Source organism: Bradyrhizobium sp. BLXBL-03 (assembly GCF_051853015.1).
Taxonomy (GTDB): Bacteria; Pseudomonadota; Alphaproteobacteria; order Rhizobiales; family Xanthobacteraceae; genus Bradyrhizobium; species Bradyrhizobium manausense.
Map to the genome: position 1 here is coordinate 6,720,186 of NZ_CP182470.1, position 22,076 is coordinate 6,742,261.

The following is a 22,076-nucleotide window of genomic DNA, read 5'->3' on the forward strand; positions in this document are numbered from 1 at the left end:
TCAGCCGCCCGATTTGTCCGCGTTCGGAAAGAACACCTGCTGGCCGTCGACCTTGTAACCGGCGATCGCCGCTTGCCCCTCTGGAGAGATCAGCCAATTGATGAAGGTCTGGCCCAATTCTTTCTTCACGTCCGGAAATTTTTCCGGGTTCACGAGCATCACGCCATATTGGTTGAGCAACCGCTTGTCGCCCTCGACGATGATGTCGAGATCGCCGCGTTCCCTGAACGAGATCCAGCTGGCGCGATCTGCAAGCATATAGGCATTCGCCTTGCGCGCGGCATCGAGCGCCGCGGTCATGCCCTGCCCGCTTTCGCGATACCAGGCGCCCTTGGCACTGGCGATGTCGATGCCGGCAACGATCCAGAGTGCGAGCTCCGCCGCATGGGTGCCGGAACGATCGCCCCGCGTCACGAACGGCGCACCCTTGGCTTCGATTGCCTTCAGCGCAGTGACGATGTCCTTGCCCTTCACGCCGGCGGGATCGCTCTTCGGCCCGATCAGCACGAAATCATTGTACATCACGTCGTAGCGCTTGCTGGCGAAACCGTCTGCGACGAATTTCTCCTCCTGCGGCCGGGCGTGCATCAACACCACCTCGACCTCGCCTCTTCGGGCAACATCGAGCACCTCGTCGCTTCGGCGCGCAATCACCGTCACCTCGATGCCGGTCTTGTCGCGGAAAATCGGCAGCAGATAATCCATGAGCCCGGATTCTTGCGTCGCGGTCGTTGTCGCGAGGACGATACTGCGGTCCTCCGCGGACGCGGCCGCAACGGCCGCCGTGAGGCCGCAGGAAAGCGCGAATGCAACGGACAGGCGGCCCATATCAGGTTCCCATTGGCGATGACGCGATCATGATGATGATCGATTGCGCCGCACTCGTGACGCGATACCCATTGGGCGGGTCTTTCGGGAAATCTCGGCAAAGCATGCGCCCACTTTAAGCTCGTTCACTAAAGCAGTGAAAACCGGCGTGCGGACGTGTTGCAAAGCAACGAGATGATCAGGCATGGTTCCCACGGACAGAAACTGAAATGCAGAATTCCCCTGCGTTGAACGTCAAAAAGAAGCAAGAATTTGCATAGGAATGCAGGATGGAATTCCTGACGACCAGCGAAGCCGCGGACTATCTCCGCCTCGGCGAACGCAAGCTCTACGAACTCGTGACCAACGGCGCGATCCCCTGCACCAAGGTCACAGGCAAATGGCTCTTCCCGCGACACGAGCTCGACCTCTGGGTGCTGTCGGGCCTGGCGCGCCCTGCCGGCATGCTGACGGCAGAGCCGCCGCCGGTGGTGGGCGGCAGCCAGGACGAGCTGCTGGACTGGAGCCTCCGCGAGTCCGGTTCAGGCCTCGGATCGATGACAGAAGGCAGCGCGCGCGGGCTCGAGCGGCTGCAACGCAACGAGGTGATGGCGGTCGCCGTGCACTTCCACAGCCTCGACGCGGAAGGCAACCTTGCCTCCGACGCCAGCGTGACGGCGCTGCGGGACGCACCTGACTTACATGATGCGCTGCTGGTCGCCTTCGTGCGCCGCGAACAGGGGCTCGTGCTGCCCCCGGGCAATCCAAAGCAGTTGCAGGGGCTGTCCGACGTGCTCGCGCTCGGCGCGCGGATGGCGATGCGGCAGCAAGGCACCGGCGCGCAGATGCTGCTCGACGTGCTGCTGAAGCGCGCCGGCGCCTCGACGCGCGATCTGCGGCGGGTGGAGACGCCGGCCCTCACCGGGCCCGACCTCGCCGAGATGGTCCGCGCCGGACAAGCCGATTGCGGCGTCGCGACGCGCGCGGCAGCGCGCTCGGCCGGGCTCGATTTCGTGCCGCTGGTCTGGGAGAATTTTGACCTCGCAATGCGGCAGCGCAGCTATTTCCGCCCCGCCATGCAGGCCCTGATCCGGTTCCTGGACGAACGGCGGCTGTGCCAACGCGCCGAGGAGCTGACCGGTTACGATCCCTCGCCCGCAGGCCAAATCCGTTTCGCGGCCTGAGATTGACGCCCACCCCCAAACAGTTGCAAAAGAAACCAATTCAGCCGGGCCGTACCCGGCGCCAAGCAATTTTCGGCCAACGCGCCGGATCAGGGGAGGACGAGCGTGAAGCCAATCAAATTTGGACTGCCGGTTGCGGCCGCCGTGGCGGCGGCGCTGCTGTCGGGTGGTGCGATGGCGCAGGTGTCCGACGACGTCGTCAAGATCGGCGTGCTGACCGACATGAATGGCCCCGCCTCCGCGCCGACCGGCCAGGGCTCGGTGACGGCGGCGCAGATGGCGATCGACGATTTCGGCGGCACTGTGCTCGGCAAGCCGATCAGCATCGTGATCGGCGACCACCAGCTCAAGGCGGACATTGGCGCTGCGATCGCGCGGCGCTGGTACGATGTCGACCAGGTCGACCTGATCGTCGACGTGCCGGTCTCGGCCGTCGGCCTTGCGGTGCAGAACATCGCCAACGAGAAGAAGCGGCTGTTCATCACCCACTCCACCGGCACCGCCGACTTCCACGGCAAGTTCTGCTCGCCCTATGCGATGCAGTGGGTGTTCGACACCCGCGCGCTCGCGGTCGGCACTGCGGATGCGGTCGTCAAGCGCGGCGGCGACAGCTGGTTCTTCATCACCGACGACTACGCCTTCGGCCACTCGCTGGAGCGCGACGCCTCCAGCGTCATCACCGCCAATGGTGGCAAGGTGCTGGGCTCGGTGAAGCCGCCGCTGGCGACGCCTGACCTCTCCTCCTTTGTGCTGCAGGCGCAGGCCTCCAAGGCCAAGATCATCGGCATTGCGGCAGGTCCCCCCAACAACATGAACGAGATCAAGACCGGCTCGGAGTTCGGCGTGTTCAAGGGCGGCCAGCAGATGGCGGCGCTGCTGGCGCTGATCACCGACATCCACGGCCTCGGCCTGCAGGCCGCGCAGGGCCTGCTCCTGACGACCTCGTTCTACTGGGACATGGATGACAAGACCCGGGAATGGTCGAAGCGCTATTTCGCCAAGATGAACAAGATGCCGTCGATGTGGCAGGCCGGCGTCTATTCCAGCGTGATCCACTATCTCAACGCCATCAAGGAAACCGGCACCGACGATCCGCTCAAGGTCGCAGCGAAAATGCGCGAGACGCCGGTCGAGGATTTCTTCGCCCGCCACGGCAAGCTTCGCGATGACAATCTGATGGTGCACGACCTCTGGCTGGTGCAGGTGAAGACGCCGGAGGAGAGCAAATATCCGTGGGACTATTACAAGATCCTCACGACGATTCCCGGCGACAAGGCCTTCGGCCCGCCGGACCCGGCGTGTGCGATGCTGAAGAAGTGACGATCGCTTAGAGCGATCGTCATTTCACCACGCCGGTCTCGCGACACTGAGAAGGATACGACTTACGAATTTCATCATGGCCCGGCTGCGCCTGCGTCAACATCGACTTGAGGCGATGTAGGCAGCGGCCGGTTTTTGTGAAAGCATGCCGCCAAACAATAAGGCAATGGGAGGCGACATGTTGCGAATCTTGCGGTGCGCTGTTTTCGGGCTGGTCTTGCTGTCAGGTCTCCTCAACGCGGCCCCTCCCGCCTCCGCCGCCTACCCGGACCGCCCCGTGCACTGGCTGATCGGCTTTGCCGCCGGCGGCCCGGTCGACATCGTCGCACGCATCATGGCGCAGTGGTTGTCGGACCATCTCGGCCAGCAGTTCATCGTCGAGAACCGCACCGGCTCCGGCGGCAACATCGCGGCCGCCGCCGCGATCAATTCGCCGCCCGACGGCTACACGCTGCTGTTCGTCGCGCCCAACAATGCGATCTCGACCTCGCTCTACAAGAAGCTGCCGTTCGACTTCTTGCGCGACACCACGCCGGTCGCCAGCATCATGCAGCTCACCAACATGCTGGTCGTCTCCAACGCGATGCCCGTGAAGACGGTCCAGGAGTTCATCGACTATTGCAAGGCCAATCCCGGCAAGATCTCGTTCGCCTCGTCGGGCAACGGCACCTCGGTGCACATGTCGGCGGAGCTGTTCAAGGCGATGACCAAGTGCGACATGGTGCATGTGCCCTATCGGGGATCTGCGATCGCCTTCCCCGACATCATCTCCAACAAGGTGCAGCTGATCTTCGACAACCTTCCTTCCGCGCTCGAGCAGTCGCGCGGCGGCAATGTCCGCGCGCTCGGCGTCACCTCGCCGCAGCGCTGGCCCGCGCTGCCCGACGTGCCCGCCATCGCCGAGACCGTGCCGGGCTTCGAATCGGTCGGCTTCTACGGCATCTCCGCGCCGAAGGGTACGCCGAGCGAGATCGTCGAGCTCCTCAACAAGGCGGTCAACGAGGCGCTGAAGGACCCCAAGGTGGTGGCGCGGCTGACCGAGAATGGCGGCATCCCGAGGCCGATGACGCCGGCCGAGTTCGGCAAGCTGGTCGCTGACGAGACCGAGAAGTGGCGCAAGGTGGTGGAATTCGCCGGGGTCTCGGTAGACTGAGCGGGCCGCCGCCACGCGTCAGGTGCCCGGCAAGACGGGCCGTCAAAACACGAAAACAACCCCATGCACAGTAGAAAGTGAGGGAATTACAACGGGTTGCGGCAGCAAAAATCTATACCACCGAAAAACGCTTGTTCCGTCGGGCAAAACAGGCGTATAAGGGCATCATCACAAACTTCGGAAATTTGGAAGTCATCGCCAAGTCGCGCTGGCGCTTTCACGTCACCCGCCTCGGCATTGCACCCCCGCCTCCATCCCTGTAAACGAACCGCGCACCGTTGCCGGCCCGCCCCTTCGCGGGCCGTCTCGCGGCGGGGCCTGTAGCTCAATGGTTAGAGCCGGCCGCTCATAACGGTCTGGTTGCAGGTTCGAGTCCTGCCGGGCCCACCAGCCTTCGCTCGCTTCGCGAGCTTCGGCTAGGCAAGCCGGTGCCACACATCAAAAGCGAAGCGAGTGAAGGCTGCCTCGCCGAAGCCCGGAGGGCGAAGGCGGGCTGAGCAGCCAGCAGGAGCCGAAGGGCGAAGCGTGGTGTCCGGCGTAGCTGGAGCGCAGCGGAAACGAAGACGGACTGCTGCATCGAGCTTCGGCTCGGCGAGCCGGTGCCACACATCAGAAGCGCCTTAGACTTTTTGACGGTGGGCCCGGATACCTACAAGCACAAACCATCTTGCCCTCGCGCATAGGCTGCGTTTGCATAGTCTCTTTCCTCGGGGGGAATTTCAGTATGCGCATTCTGGTGATAGCAGTCGCTTGCTCCACTCTGACCGGTTGCATGACGGCCGGCGAGACGGTTTCCTTCAAGGCGGTGAATTCTTCTGGCGAGAGACAAGCGCGGGTTGCCCGTCTCGCATAAGCGCCTGCTGCTGTGGATTGGACGCCATCTGGATCAACTAGTCGGTGGTCGTGCCCATGGCCGAGACGATCACGACGACACGATGACCGCGCCCGTGCAGGTCGGCGAGACTGCGCGCAACCGCTCCAATCTTGGCCGGTGTTTCAAGGCAGACACCACCATAAATCTGAACGATGATGGGATCGTTGCGCATCTGGCCTCGCTCGGGAACCTTACTCCCCTCGCCCATCGAACCGATGCCACCTATTCATGTTCCGCCGACCTCAAAGTTCGGATGAAGGATGACGAGATCCGCGCAGGACATGTCAGCACCATCAAAGATGTGCTGTAGGGCACCGAGAGAACGGCGGAAGACCCAGCTCGAGCCATCGGTGCCGATCCGAAAATCGCACTCACGGACTAGTGAGGCGCCTCCCCGCCGCATCCGGCTCCTTAGTGTACACAGTGGTTTCGGGACCCGAAGCTAGTTCCTCGCGTTAACGTCCGATGGGAACAAAGGCACCGGGTATCGCGGCATCGGTGGGGCGACACCCGCTGCCGCGTTGACTTGGCCAGGCTGGACCTGCCCAGGAGAGAAACTGACCATGAACAGGCTCCGAAGTTCCGCGTTTGAGGCTGGGATCAGCAATATGGCAACCGAAGACGTCGATCCCAGATTTGCCGACCTTGATGCCTGGCCGCTGGCGTCGGCGATGGAAGCGATGTGGGAGGGGCAGCTTGCGGCGATTGCCGCAATCGGCCATGCCCTTCCCGCAATCACCGCGGCGACCGAAGCGGCCAAGACCGCGCTGGGCGACCACGGTCGCCTTGTCTATGTCGGCGCCGGCACCTCGGGGCGCGTGGCGGTCCAGGACGGCGCCGAGCTGACGCCGACCTTCGCCTGGCCCCGCGAGCGCGTCCGCTTCATCGTCGCCGGCGGAGACAGTGCCTTCGTCACCAGCATCGAGGGCGCCGAGGATGACATTGATGACGCGGTCGCGCAGATCAACGCCGCGCGGCTCACACCGCATGATGTGGTGATCGCGGTCGCGGCCAGCGGCACGACGCCGTTCACCGTCGCGGCGCTGCAGCAGGCAGGCTCCTGCGGTGCAGTGACGGTCGGTGTCGCCAACAATCCCGGCACCGTGCTGCTGGCATCGGCCAAGTTTCCGATCCTGATCGAGACCGGCCGCGAGCTGATCGCCGGCTCCACGCGGATGAAGGCGGGCACCGCGCAGAAGGTCGTGCTCAACCTGATCTCCTCGGGCATCATGCTGCGTCTTGGCCGGGTGTATCGCGGCATGATGGTGAACATGCAGCCGACCAATGCCAAGCTGAAGCGGCGCGCCGAGGCCATGGTGGCGCAAATCGCCGAGCGCGATCCATCGCACGCGGCACGCGCGCTGGAGCAGGCCGAAGGCAACGTCAAGACGGCGGTGCTTCTGGCGCTGGGTGTCAGCAGAGCTGAAGCGGAGACCATTCTGAAGGATGGCGACGGCAATCTCCGGCGGGTGTTTGCCGAGCTCGCCAGGGATCGGGGCTAGGCGCCGACCTTGGCCAGCACGTCGGCGCGCAGGAAGCGCTCGATGAAGAGCATGAACAGCACAGAGGGCACGAGCAGGATCAGCGCCGTGATCGAGGCGACCTGATAATTGCCGCCCATCGCCGCATTGTAGAGCAGTAGCGGCAGGGTCCTGACCTGCGGCACGCCGACGAAGAAGGTGCCGGTGAACTCGTCGAGCGATTCCAGGAAGACAAAGATGCCGCTGGCGACGATGCCGGGCGCGGCCAGCGGCAGCGTCACCGAGACAAACGTCTTGAGCGGCGAGGCGCCGATGTTGCGCGCCGCCAGCTCCAGATCCTTGTCGACCGCGCCGAACGCGGCGGCCGCGATCCAGACCGAATAGACCAGCCCGTGCGCGGCATGGACGAGCACCACGCCGAGGACCGTGCCGTTGATGCCGAGCTGGTAGAAGACGCGGGCGACGTTGATGTAGATCGCCACCGACGGAAAGGCCTGCGGCAGCAGGAACACAACCATGAACAGGGCGCGCGCCGGCAGCCTCAAGCGCGCCAGCGCGTAGCCGGCCGGGATCGAGAGCGCGAGCGCGACGGCGACCGTCAGCACCGCGATAAAGACCGATGTGCCGAGCGAGGCCATGGCGTCGCCTGTCGGGCGGAAGACCTGCTCCCAATAGCGCGTGCCGTAGCTCACCGGCAGCTTATAGGGCGTGTACCAGCGCTCGGCCACGGACCACAGCGCAAGGTTGGCGAGCGGGCCGATCAGCACGAAGGCAAAGGCCGCGAGCAGGAACGCGGCCAGCGCCGTGCGCAACGCAGATCCGAGATGCATCATGGCGCACTCTCCTTCGCCATGCCGCGCTTCAGATAGATGATCGCAGCGCCGGCCGAGAGCAGATAGGTGATGACGCCGAGCGCATTCGCCGTGGCGTAATCGCCATAGGCGTTGATGCGGAAGGCCATGTCGACGGTCAGCAAGGTGGGCTGCGATCCCGCCACCATCATCGGTACAGACAGCACCGAGAGCATCGTCACGAACGACAGCACCAGCGCCACGAGGAGCTGCGGCATCACCTGAGGCAGCGCGAGCTCGACCAGCACGCGCAAGCGGGAGGCCCCGAGATTGCGGCCCGCTTCCAGCGTCGCGCGGTCGATCGCGGCGAGCGCACCCGCGAGCAGCAGGGCAACGAAGGGCGTCTGCTTCCAGACGAAGGTGGCGATGATGCCGCGCCAGTCGAGGAAGCTGACCGCCTGGAGCGGCTCCATGAGCCCCATGGCGACGAAGGAATTGTTCATCAGCCCGTTCTTGGCGAGGAAGGTGCGCATGCACTGCGCCGCGACGATGAACGGGATGAAGAGCGGCCAGCGATAGAGCGCTTTCAGCGTGCCAACGATCAGGCGGTTCTCGCCGAGCGTCAGCGTACCGGCGATGACGATGGCGGCGAGTCCCGTCAACGAGCAGGAGACGAGCACGATCACGACGGTGAAGAGGATGTCGCCGGAATAGAGCTCCCAGGCCTTTCGAAAGGCATCCAGCGAGAAACCTCCTTTCGGCCCGGTGAAGGCCGAAATCAGCGAGAAGCTCAGCGGATAGAGAAACAGCGCCGCCACCAGCGCGAGGCCAGGGGTGATGAGCAGCAGAGCGAGCTGGCGTTGCGAGATCGACATCGAACCTGCCGACGGCGGCGCGCCGCAACCAACCTCAATTCGCGACCTTCTTCTCGTAGCCCTCGAGGATGTCGTTGAAGTAGGGGGCTATGGGAAAGGGCTTGCCGTTGCTGGCGAGCTCGGCCGGCGTCACGTCGCTGAAGAGCTTGTCCCAGGCGGCCTTGTCGAGCTTGCCTTCAAGGTTCCTGGCGTCGATGCCCGGATACCAGTTGAACTTCTTGACGATGCCGTCGGCCTGGACTTGCGGCGAGGTTGCCAGCGCGATGAAGGCCTCGGCCAGCTTCTTCTGCGCCGATTTCTCGGGAATCGAATAATACATCGGCTGACCGGGCATGCCGGGCGAGATCAGCTTCAGCTTCATGTTCGGCGGCAGCTTGCCGTCGGCCTGCCACGAATAGAACATGTCGACCCAGACCGGGCCGATCGCGATCTCGCCGCGGTTCAACATGTCGAGCGTGCCGGCATTGCCGGGAGTGATGGTCGCAACGGCGTTGAAGGCCTTCAGATCCGCGAAGGCCTTGTCCCAATTGGCCTTGGTGGCGGCGTCGTAGGGACCTTTCATCAGTCTGTCGGCATCGCCGCCGAATGCGTAGACCCAGCCGGCGACGAAGGCGACGCCCGACATGCCACCCTTGATGCCGTTATAGCCGAACTGCTTCGGATTCTTCTTGGCCCAATCGGCGAGCTCGGCGAAGGTTGCCGGGGGCGTCTTGACCATGTCGGCATTGTAGGCGAGCGCGGTCTGCGACTGGAACATCGGGATGACGTAGCCGCTCACGTCGGTGCCGAGCGCGTTCCTGGACGCATCGCCCGTGGCGAGCCTGGCGGTATCGACATCGGCCGTATATTTGTCGAGCAGGCCCTCCCTGACCATCTGGCCGGCGGCCTTCTGGTGGATCACCACCACATCGAAATCGGATGCGGTCGCGCCTTTCTGGGCGTTGAGCTTCTCGTAGATCTTCTGCGAGCCGGCATCGCCCGGCCCGGTGCCGACTGCGACGATTTTGACGCCCGGATGAGCCTTCTCGAACATCGGGGCAAGGTAATCCTTGACATAGTCGACCATGTTCTGGTCGCCCGCGGAGGCGACGTTGAGCGTTTGCGCTGCGAGCGGCGAAGCCGCGATCAGCGCGGCGAGCGAGGTGGCGATCGTGAGAAGGCGCATGGTCTGGCTCCGTGTCGGATCGTTGCAAGGGCTCAGGCAGGGATGGAGGCCTGTATGGAGGCCTGTGCGGCCGGGAAGATGTGAAGGCGTGAAAGCGGGATGCGCAGGCCGACCGCCGCGCCGGGTTCATGCCTGATGGTGTGATCCACGGTCAGCTGGCGGCCGGCGGCCTCGACCCTGTAGCGGTAGAGCCCACCCGGATAGCTGCGCGCCGCGATGCGACCCGGCACCACCAGATCCTCGCCCGGTTCGGCATCGGGGGCATCCAGACTGGCTGCGTCGTCGCGGAAATAGGCGAGTGCTTCGCCCGCCGGCAGAGCCAAGTCGCGTTCACGGGGGAGCACGTGGCGCGCCTCGCCAGCCGTGATCGTGGTCCGGCCCGCACCGGTGACGACATGGACGGGCAGGACGTTCTCGGCGCCCATGAAATTGGCGACGAAGGCGCTGTTCGGCCGGTCATAGACCTCCTCGGGCGTGCCGATCTGCGCGATGCGGCCGGCATTCATGATGACCAGCCTGTCGGCCATCGTCATCGCCTCCTCGCGGTCATGCGTGACATGGATCGTGGTGACGCCGAGCCGCTGCTGGATGGCGCGGATCTCGTGACGCATCGTCAGGCGGATCTTGGCGTCGAGGTTCGAGAGCGGCTCGTCCAGCAGCAGGATGCCGGGGTCGACCGCAAGCGCGCGTCCCAGCGCCACACGCTGGCGCTGTCCGCCCGACATCGCCGTGACCTTGCGATCTTCGTAGCCGGCGAGCCCGAGCATCGCCAGCAGCGAGCACACCTTGGCGGCGATGTCGCGCTTGGACGCCCCGCGCAGCTTCAGGCCGTAGCCTATGTTCTGGAGCACCGTCATATGCGGCCAGAGCGCATAGGACTGGAACACCATCGCCATGCCGCGCTTCTCGGGCGGCAGACCCGCGACGTCCTTGCCGCCGACAGCGATCGAGCCGGACAAGACCGGCACAAAGCCGGAGAGCGCGCGCAGAAGCGTGGTCTTGCCGCAGCCGGAGGAGCCCAGCAATGCCGTGAAAGACCCCGGCGCGAAATCGAGATCGACGCCGTGAAGCACCTTGGTGCCGCCATAGGCGACGTGCAGGCCGCGCACCTCGATTGCCGCGCCGACACCCGACATAGCCTGCGAGCCCGCCCGCACGTTCCGCTCCTCCACGCTGCCCTATTGTTCAGATGGAATTGTTCTTCCATTCTGCGATCAGCGTGGAATAAACATAACGACCCCTAGCTCGCTCGTGCAACAGATTTATGACTTTCGATGGCCGTCGAGATCCGATCGCTCTGGCTGATGCCGTGCCCCGAAGACGAAGCGTTTCTCGCTTCGCTGATCGGTGAGCTTGCGGCGCGCTTCGGCACGCCGAATTTTGCGCCGCATCTGACGCTGCGCGGCGACACGAATGCAGCGTTCGAGCAGCTCCACGACGACGCTCGGGCAGCAGCCGCAGCAATGCAGCCCTTCACCGAGCCGATCACCGGGATCGAGACGACGCAGGCGTTCTTCCGCGCCTTCTACCTGCGCTTCGCCGCCTCAGTGCCGCTCTTCGGACTGAAGCGCCGCCTCGATCCGCAGGAAACCGAACGCTTCATGCCGCATGTCTCGCTGCTCTATGGCAACCTGCCGGAAAGAGTGAAGGCGCCGGCATCAGTCGAATTCGGGCAGCGTCTCGCGGGCCGCAGAATTAGCTTCGACAGGATTTGCATCGTCCATTCAGGACAGGACATTGCCATCGCCGATTGGACGATCCAGGCGTCGGTGCCGCTCGGGCGCTGAGGCCGAGGACCCTGAGCAAGAACCAAATCGATCATCCGGCGTTATTCCCCGGCTATGGAGCGCGGAGGTCTGACGATGGACCCGAATGATCGAGCAGCCTTAGCCCTATCCACAATCGCCCTTGCCATCGCCATTGTCGCCGCATCGGCAATTACGTTGGAGCGCGTCAATACTCGTCCGTCCAGCAATGACACGCCTCCCGGAACGGTCGGGCTGGCGCGGCCACACCCACCCCTCGACCGCGCTCCCGGTGAACCGATACAGACCGTAGGCACGCCCTCTGGCGCAAATATTCGGCAGCACCCCTGACGGACACCGGCCGGCCCATCGGAAGACCTCAAGATCTTGAGTGTCGCCTTTGCAAGGCTGGGCCTTTGCAGAGCGGTCGCCCAGCGCGGCGACGCGGGCTCATCCAGTATGGGTTTACAGATTCGCACGAATTCCACCGTCGACCCGAGCATGATGCCGCGGATGTGACCCGTCGCGAGGCGGTGACGGATTGCGTGGACATCGACCGAGGCTCACTTGATGGTTCACCGCAAGTCCGCCGGAGCAACGACCATGCGATCAGGCCTGATCCTCAGTCTTTTGATTTTCCTGTGTGCACCTGTCGGCGCCGCCATGGCAGCCCAGGGCCACCGGCATCATGCAACTGCTCACTCGACCCGCGCCTTGACGACAGGGCCCGCTGGGGCATGGGCCTATTCACCAGCAGGGCCGGCCCGCCCTCAGCCGCTGCCGCATTACGATGATCAGCCAGAACCAGGTCACAATCCGTATGCGGGATGGGGCGGCTAGCATCGGACGCCGTTGCAGCGGCGCGGTCGCTGCTGGCGGCAGCCATGGTCACGGCGACAGTGCACGCGATGACCGACTGCCTAAAACCTGCGAAACCAGCGTCGACGTGGTGACGAGACCGGCACCGGATCATCGCTCCAGACCGATACCCCGCATTAACCATCTCTTCCTTCTGCTTGCGGAACCTCGATTGCACAATCGACTTTCACTCTACCTTAGATTATTCGCCGCTAGGCTGTGAGGGAATGGGCGACAACCGACGGCGGACCGTCGACGCACGTCCGACCTATGCTTTGGAATGAACGATCGGAATGTCCGGATGCTGCAGAATCTTGCTGAACCATCCGAAGCAACGCCGTCGTCGACGTTGGGAACGTACGTCTTCCTGATCTCGCTCTTGAGCGTGTTCTACCTGTCCAACGCGTCACTCATCTTGAGTCACTACGACCTCGGTTGGCACCTGGCCGCCGGTGAGTTGATCAGAACCGAAGCGCACGTTCCGTTCCAGGACCCGTGGTCGTTCACGCTCGGAACCAAGCAATGGTTCAACCTCTCCTGGTTATGGGATGTTATCGCCAGCTTGATTTTCAAGTATGCCGGCTATGGGGGTCTTGTCGGCCTGGTCGTCGTGTGCGGCGCGCTGATCATTTGGTATCTGACGTCCGCCTGCCTGGAGACCGGGGCTTCGGCACTCGCCGTCTGCGTCGCGACTTTCGCAACAGGCCTTTTGTACCCTGCCTATGAGGCTGCTCCCAATACCTACCTGGCAGCATCTCCGAACGTTTCGACGATGCTGTTCAGCGTCGTTTTCTACCGGGAATGCCTGCGCTCGACCAAGCTGTGGCTGTTGCCCTTGATGATGTTGTTGTGGGTCAACCTGCACGGAGGATTCGTGCTGGGCTTCATGATCCCAGCAGTCTTTGGCGCAGGGGCCCTATGGCGCCACGACTTGAGAAGGTTCAAAGCCATCATGCTGGCGGGGCTGGGTTGCTTTGCCGTGACCTTCGTCAATCCATTGGGCTGGCAAATCTATGAGGGTGTGACCGCAACCTTGGGACACTTCGTCCAAGGCAATATCGGCGAGTGGCTTCCGTATTCTCACAACATCGAAATCCCGGGCAGCATTCCCGGAATGGTCTACATTGTCGGGTTTATTGCGCTCGAATTGCGCTACGGAGCGTCGACGGAAATCCGCGCGGAGGCACGCATTCTGTCCTGGGTCTTCTTGGCCCTCGGACTCCATCAATTTCGATACATGTCCTTTTTCTTCATCTTCTCGACCATCCCGATGGCTCTGCACCTCGATCGCATGATCCCCGGCAAGTTGCCTCAGCTGCAAGTTCAGCGGGCGCTCGTGACCGCCGCGATTCTCGGCGCATGTGTGCTCCCTCTGACATTCATTCAGATCAGGCCCGCTCTGGCGTTACCCGAGATGATGTCGGAGCAGGACGCCGAATATCTGCAAACGCATCTTTCGCATGCGCGGGTGCTCAATCACTGGAACGTCGGAGGATATTTGATCCTCCTGACTCATGGAACGGTGCCCCTGTTTGTGGACGGACGGGCTGCCACCGCCTATCCTGACGAACTGTTGCGAGATTACTTCAGGCTGGTTCACTGGGAGATCGACGAAAACACCTGGGACGACGTTCTCGAAAAATATCACATCGACGCCGTGCTATGGCTCAGGGGACATGAAGAATTAAGGCAGTTTCTCGTGGCAAAGCGAGGGTGGAAGGAGGCCCACACCGGCGTCTACGAAAGCGTCTATGTCAGGCCAGGCATGGCACGTTAATAGACGCGCAAGACGATCGCTTCGTCGTCCGAGCTGACCTGCGGGTAGGTTCGCAGATAGTCGTCAAGACTGCCGTCAGTCTCGTTCCAGACGAAGGAGTGGCCCTTGGAGCGGCGCAGCACGATATATTTGACATGAGCTGCCGTGAGTTGAGGCCGCTGGAGCGCAAGATTGCCAGTTTCGAGCTGGTCGGCCAGCGTGACAGCCAATTTGCGTGATGTTTCGCCAGCAACGATAGGATGACCATGGCAGGCCGACAGTGCCATGGCGATGTTCCCCGCAATGTAGCCGCGCGGCAGATCCAGGACGCCGAAGCTATCGGAATCGCCGGCGATCGCAGCGAGCGCGGGCGAGCAGCGTAGCGGTGTCGCGGCGAGGTTGGTCGGAAAGAAGTCGAACAGGATCGCAATCGCGGCAAACGCCATGCAAGCGCGTTGCCTGATGCCGACCCGGCGGGCGGCAATCACGCAGGCTTGTGCCAGGCCGAGCCCCAGGAACATATAGACCATGACAATGGCACGGGCAGGCGTGCGCACATTGCCGAAGAAAGGCAGCTTGGCCAGGACGAAATAGGGCAGAGGCAGCCCGGAAGGATGCCCTCCGATGTGCAGCGTCTCCCCGGCGGCAAGCACGAGAAAGAACAGCATCCCGACCAGCGCGTAATGCATCACCCGCTTGTCGGTCTCGGTTTTGCAGGCGAACGCCCAGGCCAGCGCCGCGAGATTGGCGAGGCCCAGATAGACCGTGGCCTCCCAGGGATTGCCGGTCAGGCGGGCATAGATGCTCTCCCCGAGCCGAGCCAGAAAATGGCTGGGTGGAAACACGACCAGGGCAAAAAGATCGGCAACGAACGCGTTGGTGCCTGCATTGGCGGGACCACGGGCCATGATCATCGGTATCAGCCAAGGCGAAAGCAAGAGAATGCTGCCGATCACGCAAAGCATCGGCGCAGCGAGCTGCCATTTGTCCGGCCATTTCCGATCCCGGCTGCATCGAAACACAAGATCGAAAGCCATGAAGTAGAACGCGTAGAACAGATAATACCAGCATGACAGCGCGCTGAGTGCCATCATCGCGCTTGCCGCGGCGAGATGGAGATAATTCCGCTCGTCGAGTGCCTTAAGATAAAACAGCACAAAGAGCGGCAGGAATTCGATCGTCGCGACATGAGCGTGGTGCATCACTTGCGCGACGTGCCAGGGGTTGAAGGCAAAGACGAAGCCGGCCAACGCCGCCCCCGCGTTGCTTCCCGTGCGCTCGCCCAGGAGATGACGTGCCAGCAGGAACATCGCCGCAGCAGAGAGCGGAAAAGAAGCCAGCAATGTCAAATTTTGGAAAAGGATCAGATCGGTGAGGCTGGTGCCGAATATGTGGCCAAGCAGCATCACGGCTGCGACCTGCGGCCAGGCAAACGAATGGTAGCTGAGCGATGTGCCCTCGGGATAGCGGATCTGGTTCGTGAACAGAAAGTCGCGCCAGCCGTGGGCTGTTGCCGCGTGCCAACTGTTCCAGAAATCCTGCATATTGTCTTCTTCCGGGCCGATCAGCGCCGATGACAGGTGCCCGAGCCATGGCCAGAACAGCAGGATGGTCAGGACGACAAAGCCGCCGACAACCAACGGCATCGCTGCCGTGATGATCGGCCGGCGCGTGACCGCGCCCGCGCTTGTGTCCAGCGCAACCATCACGAGGACCGCCTCAAGCCGGACAGCGGATGCGGCCCACCGGCTCGTTCTCTGGCGGAGAATTCCCTGTCTGAAACAGCGGCGCGACGGGACGGCATGACAAATACGGGCATGCCACCCAGATAGCCTGTCGGCCATTTACAACAACTTAAGGTAAGAGAGCGCAGGCCACGCGCGCTTGGTGCTGCGCTTTGCATCGTCGACCGCCGATCGACGGTCAGCTCTTCCGCTCCGACAATCCTATCCGACGGGTATTCTGATTTCGCCCAGCCCCTCGATTCCTCCTGTCATCACCTGGCCTCGCCGCACGGGGCCGACGCCTTCCGGCGTTCCCGTCATGATGAGGTCACCGGGCTTGAGCGCCATCGACTGCGAGCAGATCGAGATGATATCAGGCACCGGCCAGATCAGCTTTGAGATGTCGGAATCCTGCTTGAGCGTGCCGTCGACGGCAAGCCAGATGCGCCCGGCGTCGGGATGGCCGACGTCCGAGACCGGTCGCAGCGGCGCGATTGGCGCCGAGAGATCGAAACCCTTGCCCCAGTCCCAGGGACGGCCCTGCTCGCGGGCCTGAAGCTGGAGATCGCGACGGGTCAGGTCGATGCCGACGCCATAGCCCCAGACATGATCGAGCGCACTCTCGTTACGGATGTCCGTCCCGCCCTGCCCGATCGCGACGATCAGCTCGATCTCGTAGTGGAAGTTGTTGGTCTGCGGCGGATAAGGAACCGTCGTGCCGTCGTCGACGACCGTGTCGGCGGGCTTCATGAAGAAGAACGGCGGCTCGCGGTCGGGATCGCGCCCCATCTCGCGGGCGTGCGCCGCGTAGTTGCGGCCGACGCAGATGATCCGGCGCACCGGAAAGCGCGCCGGGGATTGATGGACGGCGACGGAGGCTTGCGGCGGCGCAGGCAGAACGAAGTCGGCGTGAGAGATGGCGTCAGGCATTGCCACGGTCCTCCCGGAACAGATGCAGGGCTTCCTGAATGGGTCGGTCGGAATAGGAGAAGATCACGGCATCGCCTCCGATCGCCTCGTGACGCACGCGATGCCAGGACGGAACGACGAAGATGTCGCGCCTGCTCCAGTCGACCACGATGTCCTCGCCTGTCCGGGACGAGATGACGCTGCGGCCCTTGCCCTCGATCGGCACGAACACGGTGGCATCCGTCGAGCGGTAGGCGGCGGTGGAAAAGCCCTTCGGCAGCAGTTGGATGAAAGTCGCCATGGTGGCCATGGCGTGATTGCCCGTGATCGGATTGGTGTAGCGCATCTTGAGGCCGTGGCAGGGATCCCAGGCGGCGGCGCGCCGCAGGCGTTCGAGCTGTTCGCGCGTGCGTGCATAGGGATAGTTGAACACCGGCGAGGTGCCGCCACCTCCTTTGTGATCGACGGGAAGCAAATTGTGACCATAGCGGGCGTCGCTGTCGCCGACGGGCCTCGTGATCGGCTGCTCGTCGACGTCGAGATGCTCGGCGAAGGATGCATCCAGCATCTGAATGACGGGGATGTCGAGACCATCCAGCCAGAACACCGGCTTCGAGCCGGGGTTGCCGTGATCGTGCCAGGCCCAGGGCGGGGTGATGATGAAATCGCCCTCATGCATGATGGTGCGTTCGCCGTTGACCGCCGTGTAGGCGCCCTCACCCTCGAGGATGAACCGTAGCGCGGATTGCGTATGGCGGTGCGCCGGCGCAACCTCGCCCGGCATCACCAGCTGTACGCCGGCGTAGAGATCCGTCGTGATCTTCGATTGGCCGCGAAGACCGGGATTTTCGAGCACGAGAACCCGCCGCTCCGCCTCCTTCGCAGTGATGAGACTTCCGGCCTCGAGCATGTAGGCGCGGATCTCGTCGAAGCGCCAGGATGCAGGGCGGCACGCGCTTCTCGGCTCCGGCGTGACGAGATCGGCCAGCGACAGCCACAGGGCCGTCAGGTTTCTCTTGTCGATCTTGTCGTAGAACGCCCGGCGCTCGGGCGTATCGGCGGTTGGCGCCATGATGGCTTGATGGGACATGGTCTGTCTCGCTGTTAGTGATGGAGTGTCGCCGCCGACGGCACGAGCTTGAGTGACGGCTCGCGCCGGCGCAGGGCGATCACCGCAAGGCCCGCCAGCACCGCCGGCACCGCCGCGGTCAGGACGACGGACTGCGCGTCCCATCCGAAGCCGAGCAGCACGCCGCCCGCGACCGGGCCGATGATCGAGCCGATGCGGCCGACACCCAGCGCCCAGCCCACGCCGGTGGAGCGGATCTCGGTCGGATAAAGGCCGGCGGCCAGCGCGTTCATGCCGATCTGCGCGCCGACCACGCCGAAGCCGGCGAGGAAGGTCGAGATCATCAACGTCCCGACACTGGCCGATCCGAAGGCAATCCCCGCGATGAAGAGGGCCGAAGCCAGATAGGCGCCGCCGAGCACCAGATAGGGGTCGAGCCGGTCGACGAAGCGGCCGAGGACGATCGCGCCGACGACGCCCCCGGCATTCAGCACCGCCGTCGAGAGGATCGCGATGTTGAGAGGCAGCCCGCTCGCCTTGAGCAGCGAAGGCATCCAGTTCACGAGGAAGTACATGACGAGCAGGTTCATGAAGAACGCGATCCAGAGCAGGACCGTCATCGATGCGCGGCCTTCGGCGAGGAGCTTCGTCACGGGGAAGCCAGATCCTTGGAAGCCCGATCGTTGCGAACCATGCACGACGTAGCGGCTCGCCGCGGTCGCGCGGATGCCTGGATCAAGCCTTGCGAGCAATTTCGCGATCCTGACATCTGCGACCTCGCGCGTCAGGAGATAGCGGATCGACTCGGGCAGCCAGGCGAACAGCACCATCAGGGTGAGAAGCGGAAGCACGCCGCCGACAACGAAGACCGCCTGCCAGCCGAACGCTCCGATCAGAGGCGCGCTGATCAGGCCGCCGATGGTCGAGCCCAGCGGAAAGCCGCAGAACATGATGGCGATGAGCAGCGCGCGCATCCGCTTCGGCGCGTATTCGCTGGTCAGAGCGACGATGTTGGGCATGGCGCCGCCGAGGCCAAGGCCGGTCAGGAAACGGTAGACCAAGAGCTCGTTCAGCGTGGTCGCACGCGCCGTGACGAGTGCGAACATCCCGAACAGCAGCACGGACAGCAGGATCACGCTCCTGCGGCCGAACCGGTCGGCCGCCGGGCTGAGGACGAATGCACCGACGGCGAGTCCAGCGAGGCCGGCGCCGAAGATCGGACCGAAGCCGGCCATGGCGATCCCCCATTTCTCGGCGATCACAGGTGCGATATAGGCGATCGCCTGCGTGTCGAAACCGTCGAGCAGCGCGATCCATGCGCAAAGAACCAGGATCAGAAGCTGGAGGCGTCCGAACCGCGCCTCTTCGATGACCTCGGTAACGTCTACATCTTCAGCAGCGGACATCACGAACTCCAGTGAGCGTGGGTTTGTAGGCTGTGACTTTCAGGAGACTTGAGACAAGGAGGCTGCTTGTTCAGGTCACCAGCGGGGCGCTGCGCAGCTTCTGCCGGTCGATCTTGCCCGTTCCGGTCTTCGGCAGTTCGGACCGGTATTCGATCAGGCGCGGATATTTGTAGGGAAGCAGCTTCGACTTGACGTGATCCTGCAGCTCCCGCGTCAACGTCTCGCTCGCCGCATGACCGTCCCGAAGGATCACGAACGCTTTCGTGGTCATGCGGCGGTCGGGAAGCTCGAGGCCCAGGACCGCGCATTCCCGGACCGCGGGATGATCCGACAGGCAGAGCTCGATCTCGACCGGGTAGATCCACTGGCCGCTCACCTTGATGAGATCGTCGACCCGGCCGACGAAGGTGAAGAAGCCGTCGGCATCCTCGACGAGCCTGTCGCCGGTCCAGATCCATCCCGCCTCGCGCATGGTCTGCGCGGTCTTGTCGGGCCTGTTCCAGTAGCACGGCGCGTTGGAGTGACCGCGGACCCACATCACGCCTTCTTCGCCTTGCGCGACGGGCTGCCCTTCGGGCGTGGTCAGCCTGAGCTCATAGCCGGGAACGCGCTTGCCCGCGGTCCCGGTCTTCCTCCGCTCGCGCGTGTTCGACAGATAGATGTGCAGCACTTCGGTCGATCCGAGCCCTTCGACGATCTCGAGACCGAAGCGTCGCTTCCAGTCGTTGAAGATGTCCTGCGACAGCACTTCGGCGGCCGACAGGCTGAGGCGCACGCTCGACAGATCGGCAGTTTCGATGCGCGGATGATGCAGCAGCGCATTGTAGAGCGTCGGCAGGCCGAAGAAGAGCGTCGGCTTGAACCGCTCGATCAGATCCAGGACGGCGCCAGGCTCGGGCCGCCCGGCCAGCAGGATCGTGCTGGCGCCGACCGAGAACGGGAACGTGATGGAATTGCCGAAGCCGTAGGCGAAGAAGATCTTCGGCACCGAGAAGCAAATGTCGCTCTCCTCGATTCCCAGGATGTGACGGCCGAAGCTGTCGGCCGTGTACGCCATGTCGTGCTGCAGATGCACGATGCCCTTCGGCCGGCCGGTGCTGCCCGAGGAGTACATCCAGAACGCCATGTCGTCGCGGGAGGTCGGCGCAGCATCCAGCTCGCAGGGAAACTGGGCGAACCATTGGTCACCACCCAGAACCTTGACCGGGGACTCGACCGCGACCTCGCCGTTGAGCATCACCAACGTATGCAGCTGCGTTCCTGCGACCGTCTCCCGGTCGAACAGGGCGGCATATTCGGCGTCGACGACCGCGACCGGCGCGGCCGAATCCTGCAGGTAGAAGCCGATGAGGTCCTTGGGCGACAACGTGTTGATCAGCATCGGCACGAAGCCGGCACGGACCGCGCCGAAGAACATTGCGGGATAGGACGCCGTGTCGTTCAGCAGGAGCAGCACGCGGTCACCGCGGCGAAGCCCGAGCGAGCGAAGCGCGTTGCCGCATTGGGCGGCCCTGGCACACAACTCGCCATAGCTGGTGTTGCCGGCCGCGGTGTAGATCGCGACCTTGTCGGCGCGGCCGGCGCCGAGATTGCCGAACAGGATTTCGCTGGCGTTGTAGCGGTCTGGCATATCGAAGCCGATCTCCTGCGCGCAGGGCGCATCATCAGGCACGTGGTCCACGATCGCATTCGAGAGCGTTTGGTCGATTCCGTCCGTCATGGCAGCGCTCCTCATCATCGCTACGTGCTAGGGACCAATGAACCGGCGTCGTAACGCGCCATGAAGCGCGGCGACATCGCGCGGAGCTGGCTGTCGTCGATCCGGCCGGAACGGGTGATGTAGCTGTAGCCGAAATCCAGCGGAGCCAGCTTCATGTGTTCGGCAAAGCGCTGGTACCAGGCCGCGCTGGTCCTTGCGGCCTTGACCAGCTTCTCCACCACCGGGCGGCGCGTGGCTTCGTAATGCTCCAGCGCATGGCGGAGGTTGCTCGGTTCGCCATCCAGCGCGTTGACGAGGGCGATGACGTCCTCGAGGGCGAGGCGCGTGCCCGATCCGATCGAGAAATGCGCAGTGTGGAGCGCGTCGCCGACGAGCACCATGTTGCGGTGTGACCAGCGGTCGTTCCACAGCCAGGGAAAATTGCGCCAGAGCGACTTGTTGCCGACGAGAGGATGCCCTTCGAGCGTGTCGGCGAACACCTTTTGGCAAAGCGCCCTGCTCTCTTCCTCGGTCTTCTCGGCAAAGCCGGCGCGGAGCCAGGTTGCACGATCGCACTCCACGATGAAGGTGCTCATCGTCGGCGAATAGCGATAGTGATGGGCGTTGAAACAGCCGAACTCGGTTTCGACGAAGGTCTGGGTCAGCGTTTCGAAGCGCTTGGTGGTGCCGTACCAGGCGAACTTGTTGTCGTCATAGGAAAGCGACGTGTTGAAGTCGCCTTCGTAGCTGCGTCGCACCAGCGAGTTGACGCCATCGGCGGCGACGATCAGATCGTATCCCGCGAGTTCGTCGACGGAACGCACGAGCTTGCCGAAGTGCAGATTTGCGCCGGCGGACCGCGCGCGCTCGGTCAATTGCGTGATGAAATCGAGCCGCCCGACCGCGGAGAAACCGACACCGTCGAGCACGACGCGCTCGCCGCGATGGACGAGCGTGATGTCGCGCCACGTCTCCATGCGGGCCGAAACGGCCTCGGCCGTCTCAGGATCATCGGCGCGAAGGAAGTCGAGCGCCTTGTCGGAAAAGACGACGCCAAATCCCCAGGTGGCGCCTTCCGGATTCTGCTCGAAGACATCGACATGGTCCTCGGGATGCCGACGCTTCCAGAGGGCAGCGAAATACAGGCCCGCAGGCCCTCCTCCCATCACCGCAATGCGACTGAGCGGCATGACTTCCCTTCCCTGTGTTTGCGTTTGTCTGCCCGCTTTTGTTTGCGTATTATGCAATAGATTTCCTTTT

The 22,076-nt window shown here is 63.4% G+C and carries 18 protein-coding genes and 1 tRNA gene; 8 read left to right on the forward strand and 11 right to left on the reverse strand.

The genetic code is table 11. The features are described 5' to 3' along the window. Positions 1–828, reverse strand: a complete 828-nt coding sequence (locus tag ACNJX9_RS32135) for a substrate-binding domain-containing protein (protein WP_439406009.1) — start codon at positions 826–828, stop codon at positions 1–3. Between the two features lie 269 nt (positions 829–1,097). Here ACNJX9_RS32135 and ACNJX9_RS32140 point away from each other — a divergent pair, with 269 nt between their 5' ends. The 6 genes from ACNJX9_RS32140 to ACNJX9_RS32165 all read left to right on the forward strand — a co-directional run bounded on the left by ACNJX9_RS32140 (position 1,098) and on the right by ACNJX9_RS32165 (position 6,840). Beyond that, positions 1,098–1,991: a substrate-binding domain-containing protein gene (locus ACNJX9_RS32140; RefSeq protein WP_439406010.1), complete on the forward strand. Its 894-nt coding sequence runs from the start codon at positions 1,098–1,100 to the stop codon at positions 1,989–1,991. 105 nt (positions 1,992–2,096) lie between these two features. After that, a complete protein-coding gene (locus ACNJX9_RS32145; protein ID WP_057747746.1) occupies positions 2,097–3,311 on the forward strand; it encodes an ABC transporter substrate-binding protein in 1,215 nt (404 codons plus the stop codon). A gap of 178 nt (positions 3,312–3,489) precedes the next feature. Further along, entirely contained in the window at positions 3,490–4,464 is a 975-nt protein-coding gene (locus ACNJX9_RS32150; protein ID WP_439406011.1) for a Bug family tripartite tricarboxylate transporter substrate binding protein, read from the forward strand. 314 nt (positions 4,465–4,778) lie between these two features. After that, positions 4,779–4,854 (forward strand) — tRNA-Ile (locus ACNJX9_RS32155). A gap of 545 nt (positions 4,855–5,399) precedes the next feature. Continuing rightward, positions 5,400–5,648 (forward strand): hypothetical protein, encoded by a 249-nt coding sequence (locus ACNJX9_RS32160; RefSeq protein WP_439406012.1) that lies wholly within the window; start codon positions 5,400–5,402, stop codon positions 5,646–5,648. Between the two features lie 253 nt (positions 5,649–5,901). Beyond that, the gene (locus ACNJX9_RS32165) at positions 5,902–6,840 is read left to right on the forward strand and encodes an N-acetylmuramic acid 6-phosphate etherase (RefSeq protein WP_439406013.1); all 939 of its coding nucleotides are present in this window, start codon (positions 5,902–5,904) and stop codon (positions 6,838–6,840) included. Here the strand turns inward: ACNJX9_RS32165 and ACNJX9_RS32170 are convergent. The 4 genes from ACNJX9_RS32170 to ACNJX9_RS32185 are packed head-to-tail and all read right to left on the reverse strand — an operon-like array spanning position 6,837 to position 10,807. Further along, positions 6,837–7,649 (reverse strand): ABC transporter permease, encoded by an 813-nt coding sequence (locus ACNJX9_RS32170; protein WP_057748056.1) that lies wholly within the window; start codon positions 7,647–7,649, stop codon positions 6,837–6,839. The two genes, ACNJX9_RS32165 and ACNJX9_RS32170, sit on opposite strands and share 4 nt — an antisense overlap. Next, positions 7,649–8,479, reverse strand: a complete 831-nt coding sequence (locus ACNJX9_RS32175; protein ID WP_439410160.1) for an ABC transporter permease — start codon at positions 8,477–8,479, stop codon at positions 7,649–7,651. Before ACNJX9_RS32175 ends, ACNJX9_RS32170 begins: the two co-directional genes overlap by 1 nt. A 40-nt stretch (positions 8,480–8,519) precedes the next feature. Next, complete coding sequence (locus ACNJX9_RS32180) at positions 8,520–9,650, reverse strand: ABC transporter substrate-binding protein (RefSeq protein WP_439406015.1); 1,131 nt, start codon at positions 9,648–9,650, stop codon at positions 8,520–8,522. 32 nt (positions 9,651–9,682) lie between these two features. Continuing rightward, a complete protein-coding gene (locus ACNJX9_RS32185) occupies positions 9,683–10,807 on the reverse strand; it encodes an ABC transporter ATP-binding protein (RefSeq protein WP_439406017.1) in 1,125 nt (374 codons plus the stop codon). 117 nt (positions 10,808–10,924) lie between these two features. Here ACNJX9_RS32185 and ACNJX9_RS32190 point away from each other — a divergent pair, with 117 nt between their 5' ends. Then, entirely contained in the window at positions 10,925–11,437 is a 513-nt protein-coding gene (locus ACNJX9_RS32190) for a 2'-5' RNA ligase family protein (RefSeq protein ID WP_439406019.1), read from the forward strand. A 1,117-nt stretch (positions 11,438–12,554) separates the two neighbouring features. Beyond that, a complete protein-coding gene (locus ACNJX9_RS32195) occupies positions 12,555–14,030 on the forward strand; it encodes a hypothetical protein (protein WP_439406021.1) in 1,476 nt (491 codons plus the stop codon). On the opposite strand, the gene ACNJX9_RS32200 is transcribed toward ACNJX9_RS32195, so the two are convergent. From ACNJX9_RS32200 to ACNJX9_RS32225, 6 genes are all read right to left on the reverse strand, one after another. Beyond that, positions 14,027–15,718 (reverse strand): hypothetical protein, encoded by a 1,692-nt coding sequence (locus tag ACNJX9_RS32200; RefSeq protein WP_439406022.1) that lies wholly within the window; start codon positions 15,716–15,718, stop codon positions 14,027–14,029. The two genes, ACNJX9_RS32195 and ACNJX9_RS32200, sit on opposite strands and share 4 nt — an antisense overlap. Before the next feature lie 237 nt (positions 15,719–15,955). Then, positions 15,956–16,663: a fumarylacetoacetate hydrolase family protein gene (locus ACNJX9_RS32205; protein ID WP_439406024.1), complete on the reverse strand. Its 708-nt coding sequence runs from the start codon at positions 16,661–16,663 to the stop codon at positions 15,956–15,958. Beyond that, complete coding sequence (gene gtdA, locus ACNJX9_RS32210) at positions 16,656–17,732, reverse strand: gentisate 1,2-dioxygenase (RefSeq protein WP_439406026.1); 1,077 nt, start codon at positions 17,730–17,732, stop codon at positions 16,656–16,658. The genes ACNJX9_RS32205 and gtdA overlap by 8 nt, the downstream gene beginning before the upstream one ends. Positions 17,733–17,746: 14 nt before the next feature. Continuing rightward, a complete protein-coding gene (locus tag ACNJX9_RS32215) occupies positions 17,747–19,117 on the reverse strand; it encodes an MFS transporter (RefSeq protein ID WP_439406027.1) in 1,371 nt (456 codons plus the stop codon). A gap of 70 nt (positions 19,118–19,187) precedes the next feature. Beyond that, positions 19,188–20,837, reverse strand: a complete 1,650-nt coding sequence (locus ACNJX9_RS32220; RefSeq protein WP_439406029.1) for a benzoate-CoA ligase family protein — start codon at positions 20,835–20,837, stop codon at positions 19,188–19,190. A 20-nt stretch (positions 20,838–20,857) separates the two neighbouring features. Next, positions 20,858–22,006 (reverse strand): FAD-dependent monooxygenase, encoded by a 1,149-nt coding sequence (locus ACNJX9_RS32225; RefSeq protein ID WP_439406031.1) that lies wholly within the window; start codon positions 22,004–22,006, stop codon positions 20,858–20,860. Positions 22,007–22,076: the final 70 nt, after the last annotated feature.

Coding starts and splice junctions, on each gene's coding strand:
- ACNJX9_RS32135 (WP_439406009.1), bottom strand. CDS start 828: ATGGGCCGCCTGTCCGTTGCATTCGCGCTTTCCTGCGGCCTCACGGCG.
- ACNJX9_RS32140 (WP_439406010.1), top strand. CDS start 1,098: ATGGAATTCCTGACGACCAGCGAAGCCGCGGACTATCTCCGCCTCGGC.
- ACNJX9_RS32150 (WP_439406011.1), top strand. CDS start 3,490: ATGTTGCGAATCTTGCGGTGCGCTGTTTTCGGGCTGGTCTTGCTGTCA.
- ACNJX9_RS32160 (WP_439406012.1), top strand. CDS start 5,400: ATGACCGCGCCCGTGCAGGTCGGCGAGACTGCGCGCAACCGCTCCAAT.
- ACNJX9_RS32165 (WP_439406013.1), top strand. CDS start 5,902: ATGAACAGGCTCCGAAGTTCCGCGTTTGAGGCTGGGATCAGCAATATG.
- ACNJX9_RS32170 (WP_057748056.1), bottom strand. CDS start 7,649: ATGCATCTCGGATCTGCGTTGCGCACGGCGCTGGCCGCGTTCCTGCTC.
- ACNJX9_RS32180 (WP_439406015.1), bottom strand. CDS start 9,650: ATGCGCCTTCTCACGATCGCCACCTCGCTCGCCGCGCTGATCGCGGCT.
- ACNJX9_RS32190 (WP_439406019.1), top strand. CDS start 10,925: ATGGCCGTCGAGATCCGATCGCTCTGGCTGATGCCGTGCCCCGAAGAC.
- ACNJX9_RS32195 (WP_439406021.1), top strand. CDS start 12,555: ATGCTGCAGAATCTTGCTGAACCATCCGAAGCAACGCCGTCGTCGACG.
- ACNJX9_RS32205 (WP_439406024.1), bottom strand. CDS start 16,663: ATGCCTGACGCCATCTCTCACGCCGACTTCGTTCTGCCTGCGCCGCCG.
- gtdA (WP_439406026.1), bottom strand. CDS start 17,732: ATGTCCCATCAAGCCATCATGGCGCCAACCGCCGATACGCCCGAGCGC.
- ACNJX9_RS32215 (WP_439406027.1), bottom strand. CDS start 19,117: ATGTCCGCTGCTGAAGATGTAGACGTTACCGAGGTCATCGAAGAGGCG.
- ACNJX9_RS32220 (WP_439406029.1), bottom strand. CDS start 20,837: ATGACGGACGGAATCGACCAAACGCTCTCGAATGCGATCGTGGACCAC.
- ACNJX9_RS32225 (WP_439406031.1), bottom strand. CDS start 22,006: ATGCCGCTCAGTCGCATTGCGGTGATGGGAGGAGGGCCTGCGGGCCTG.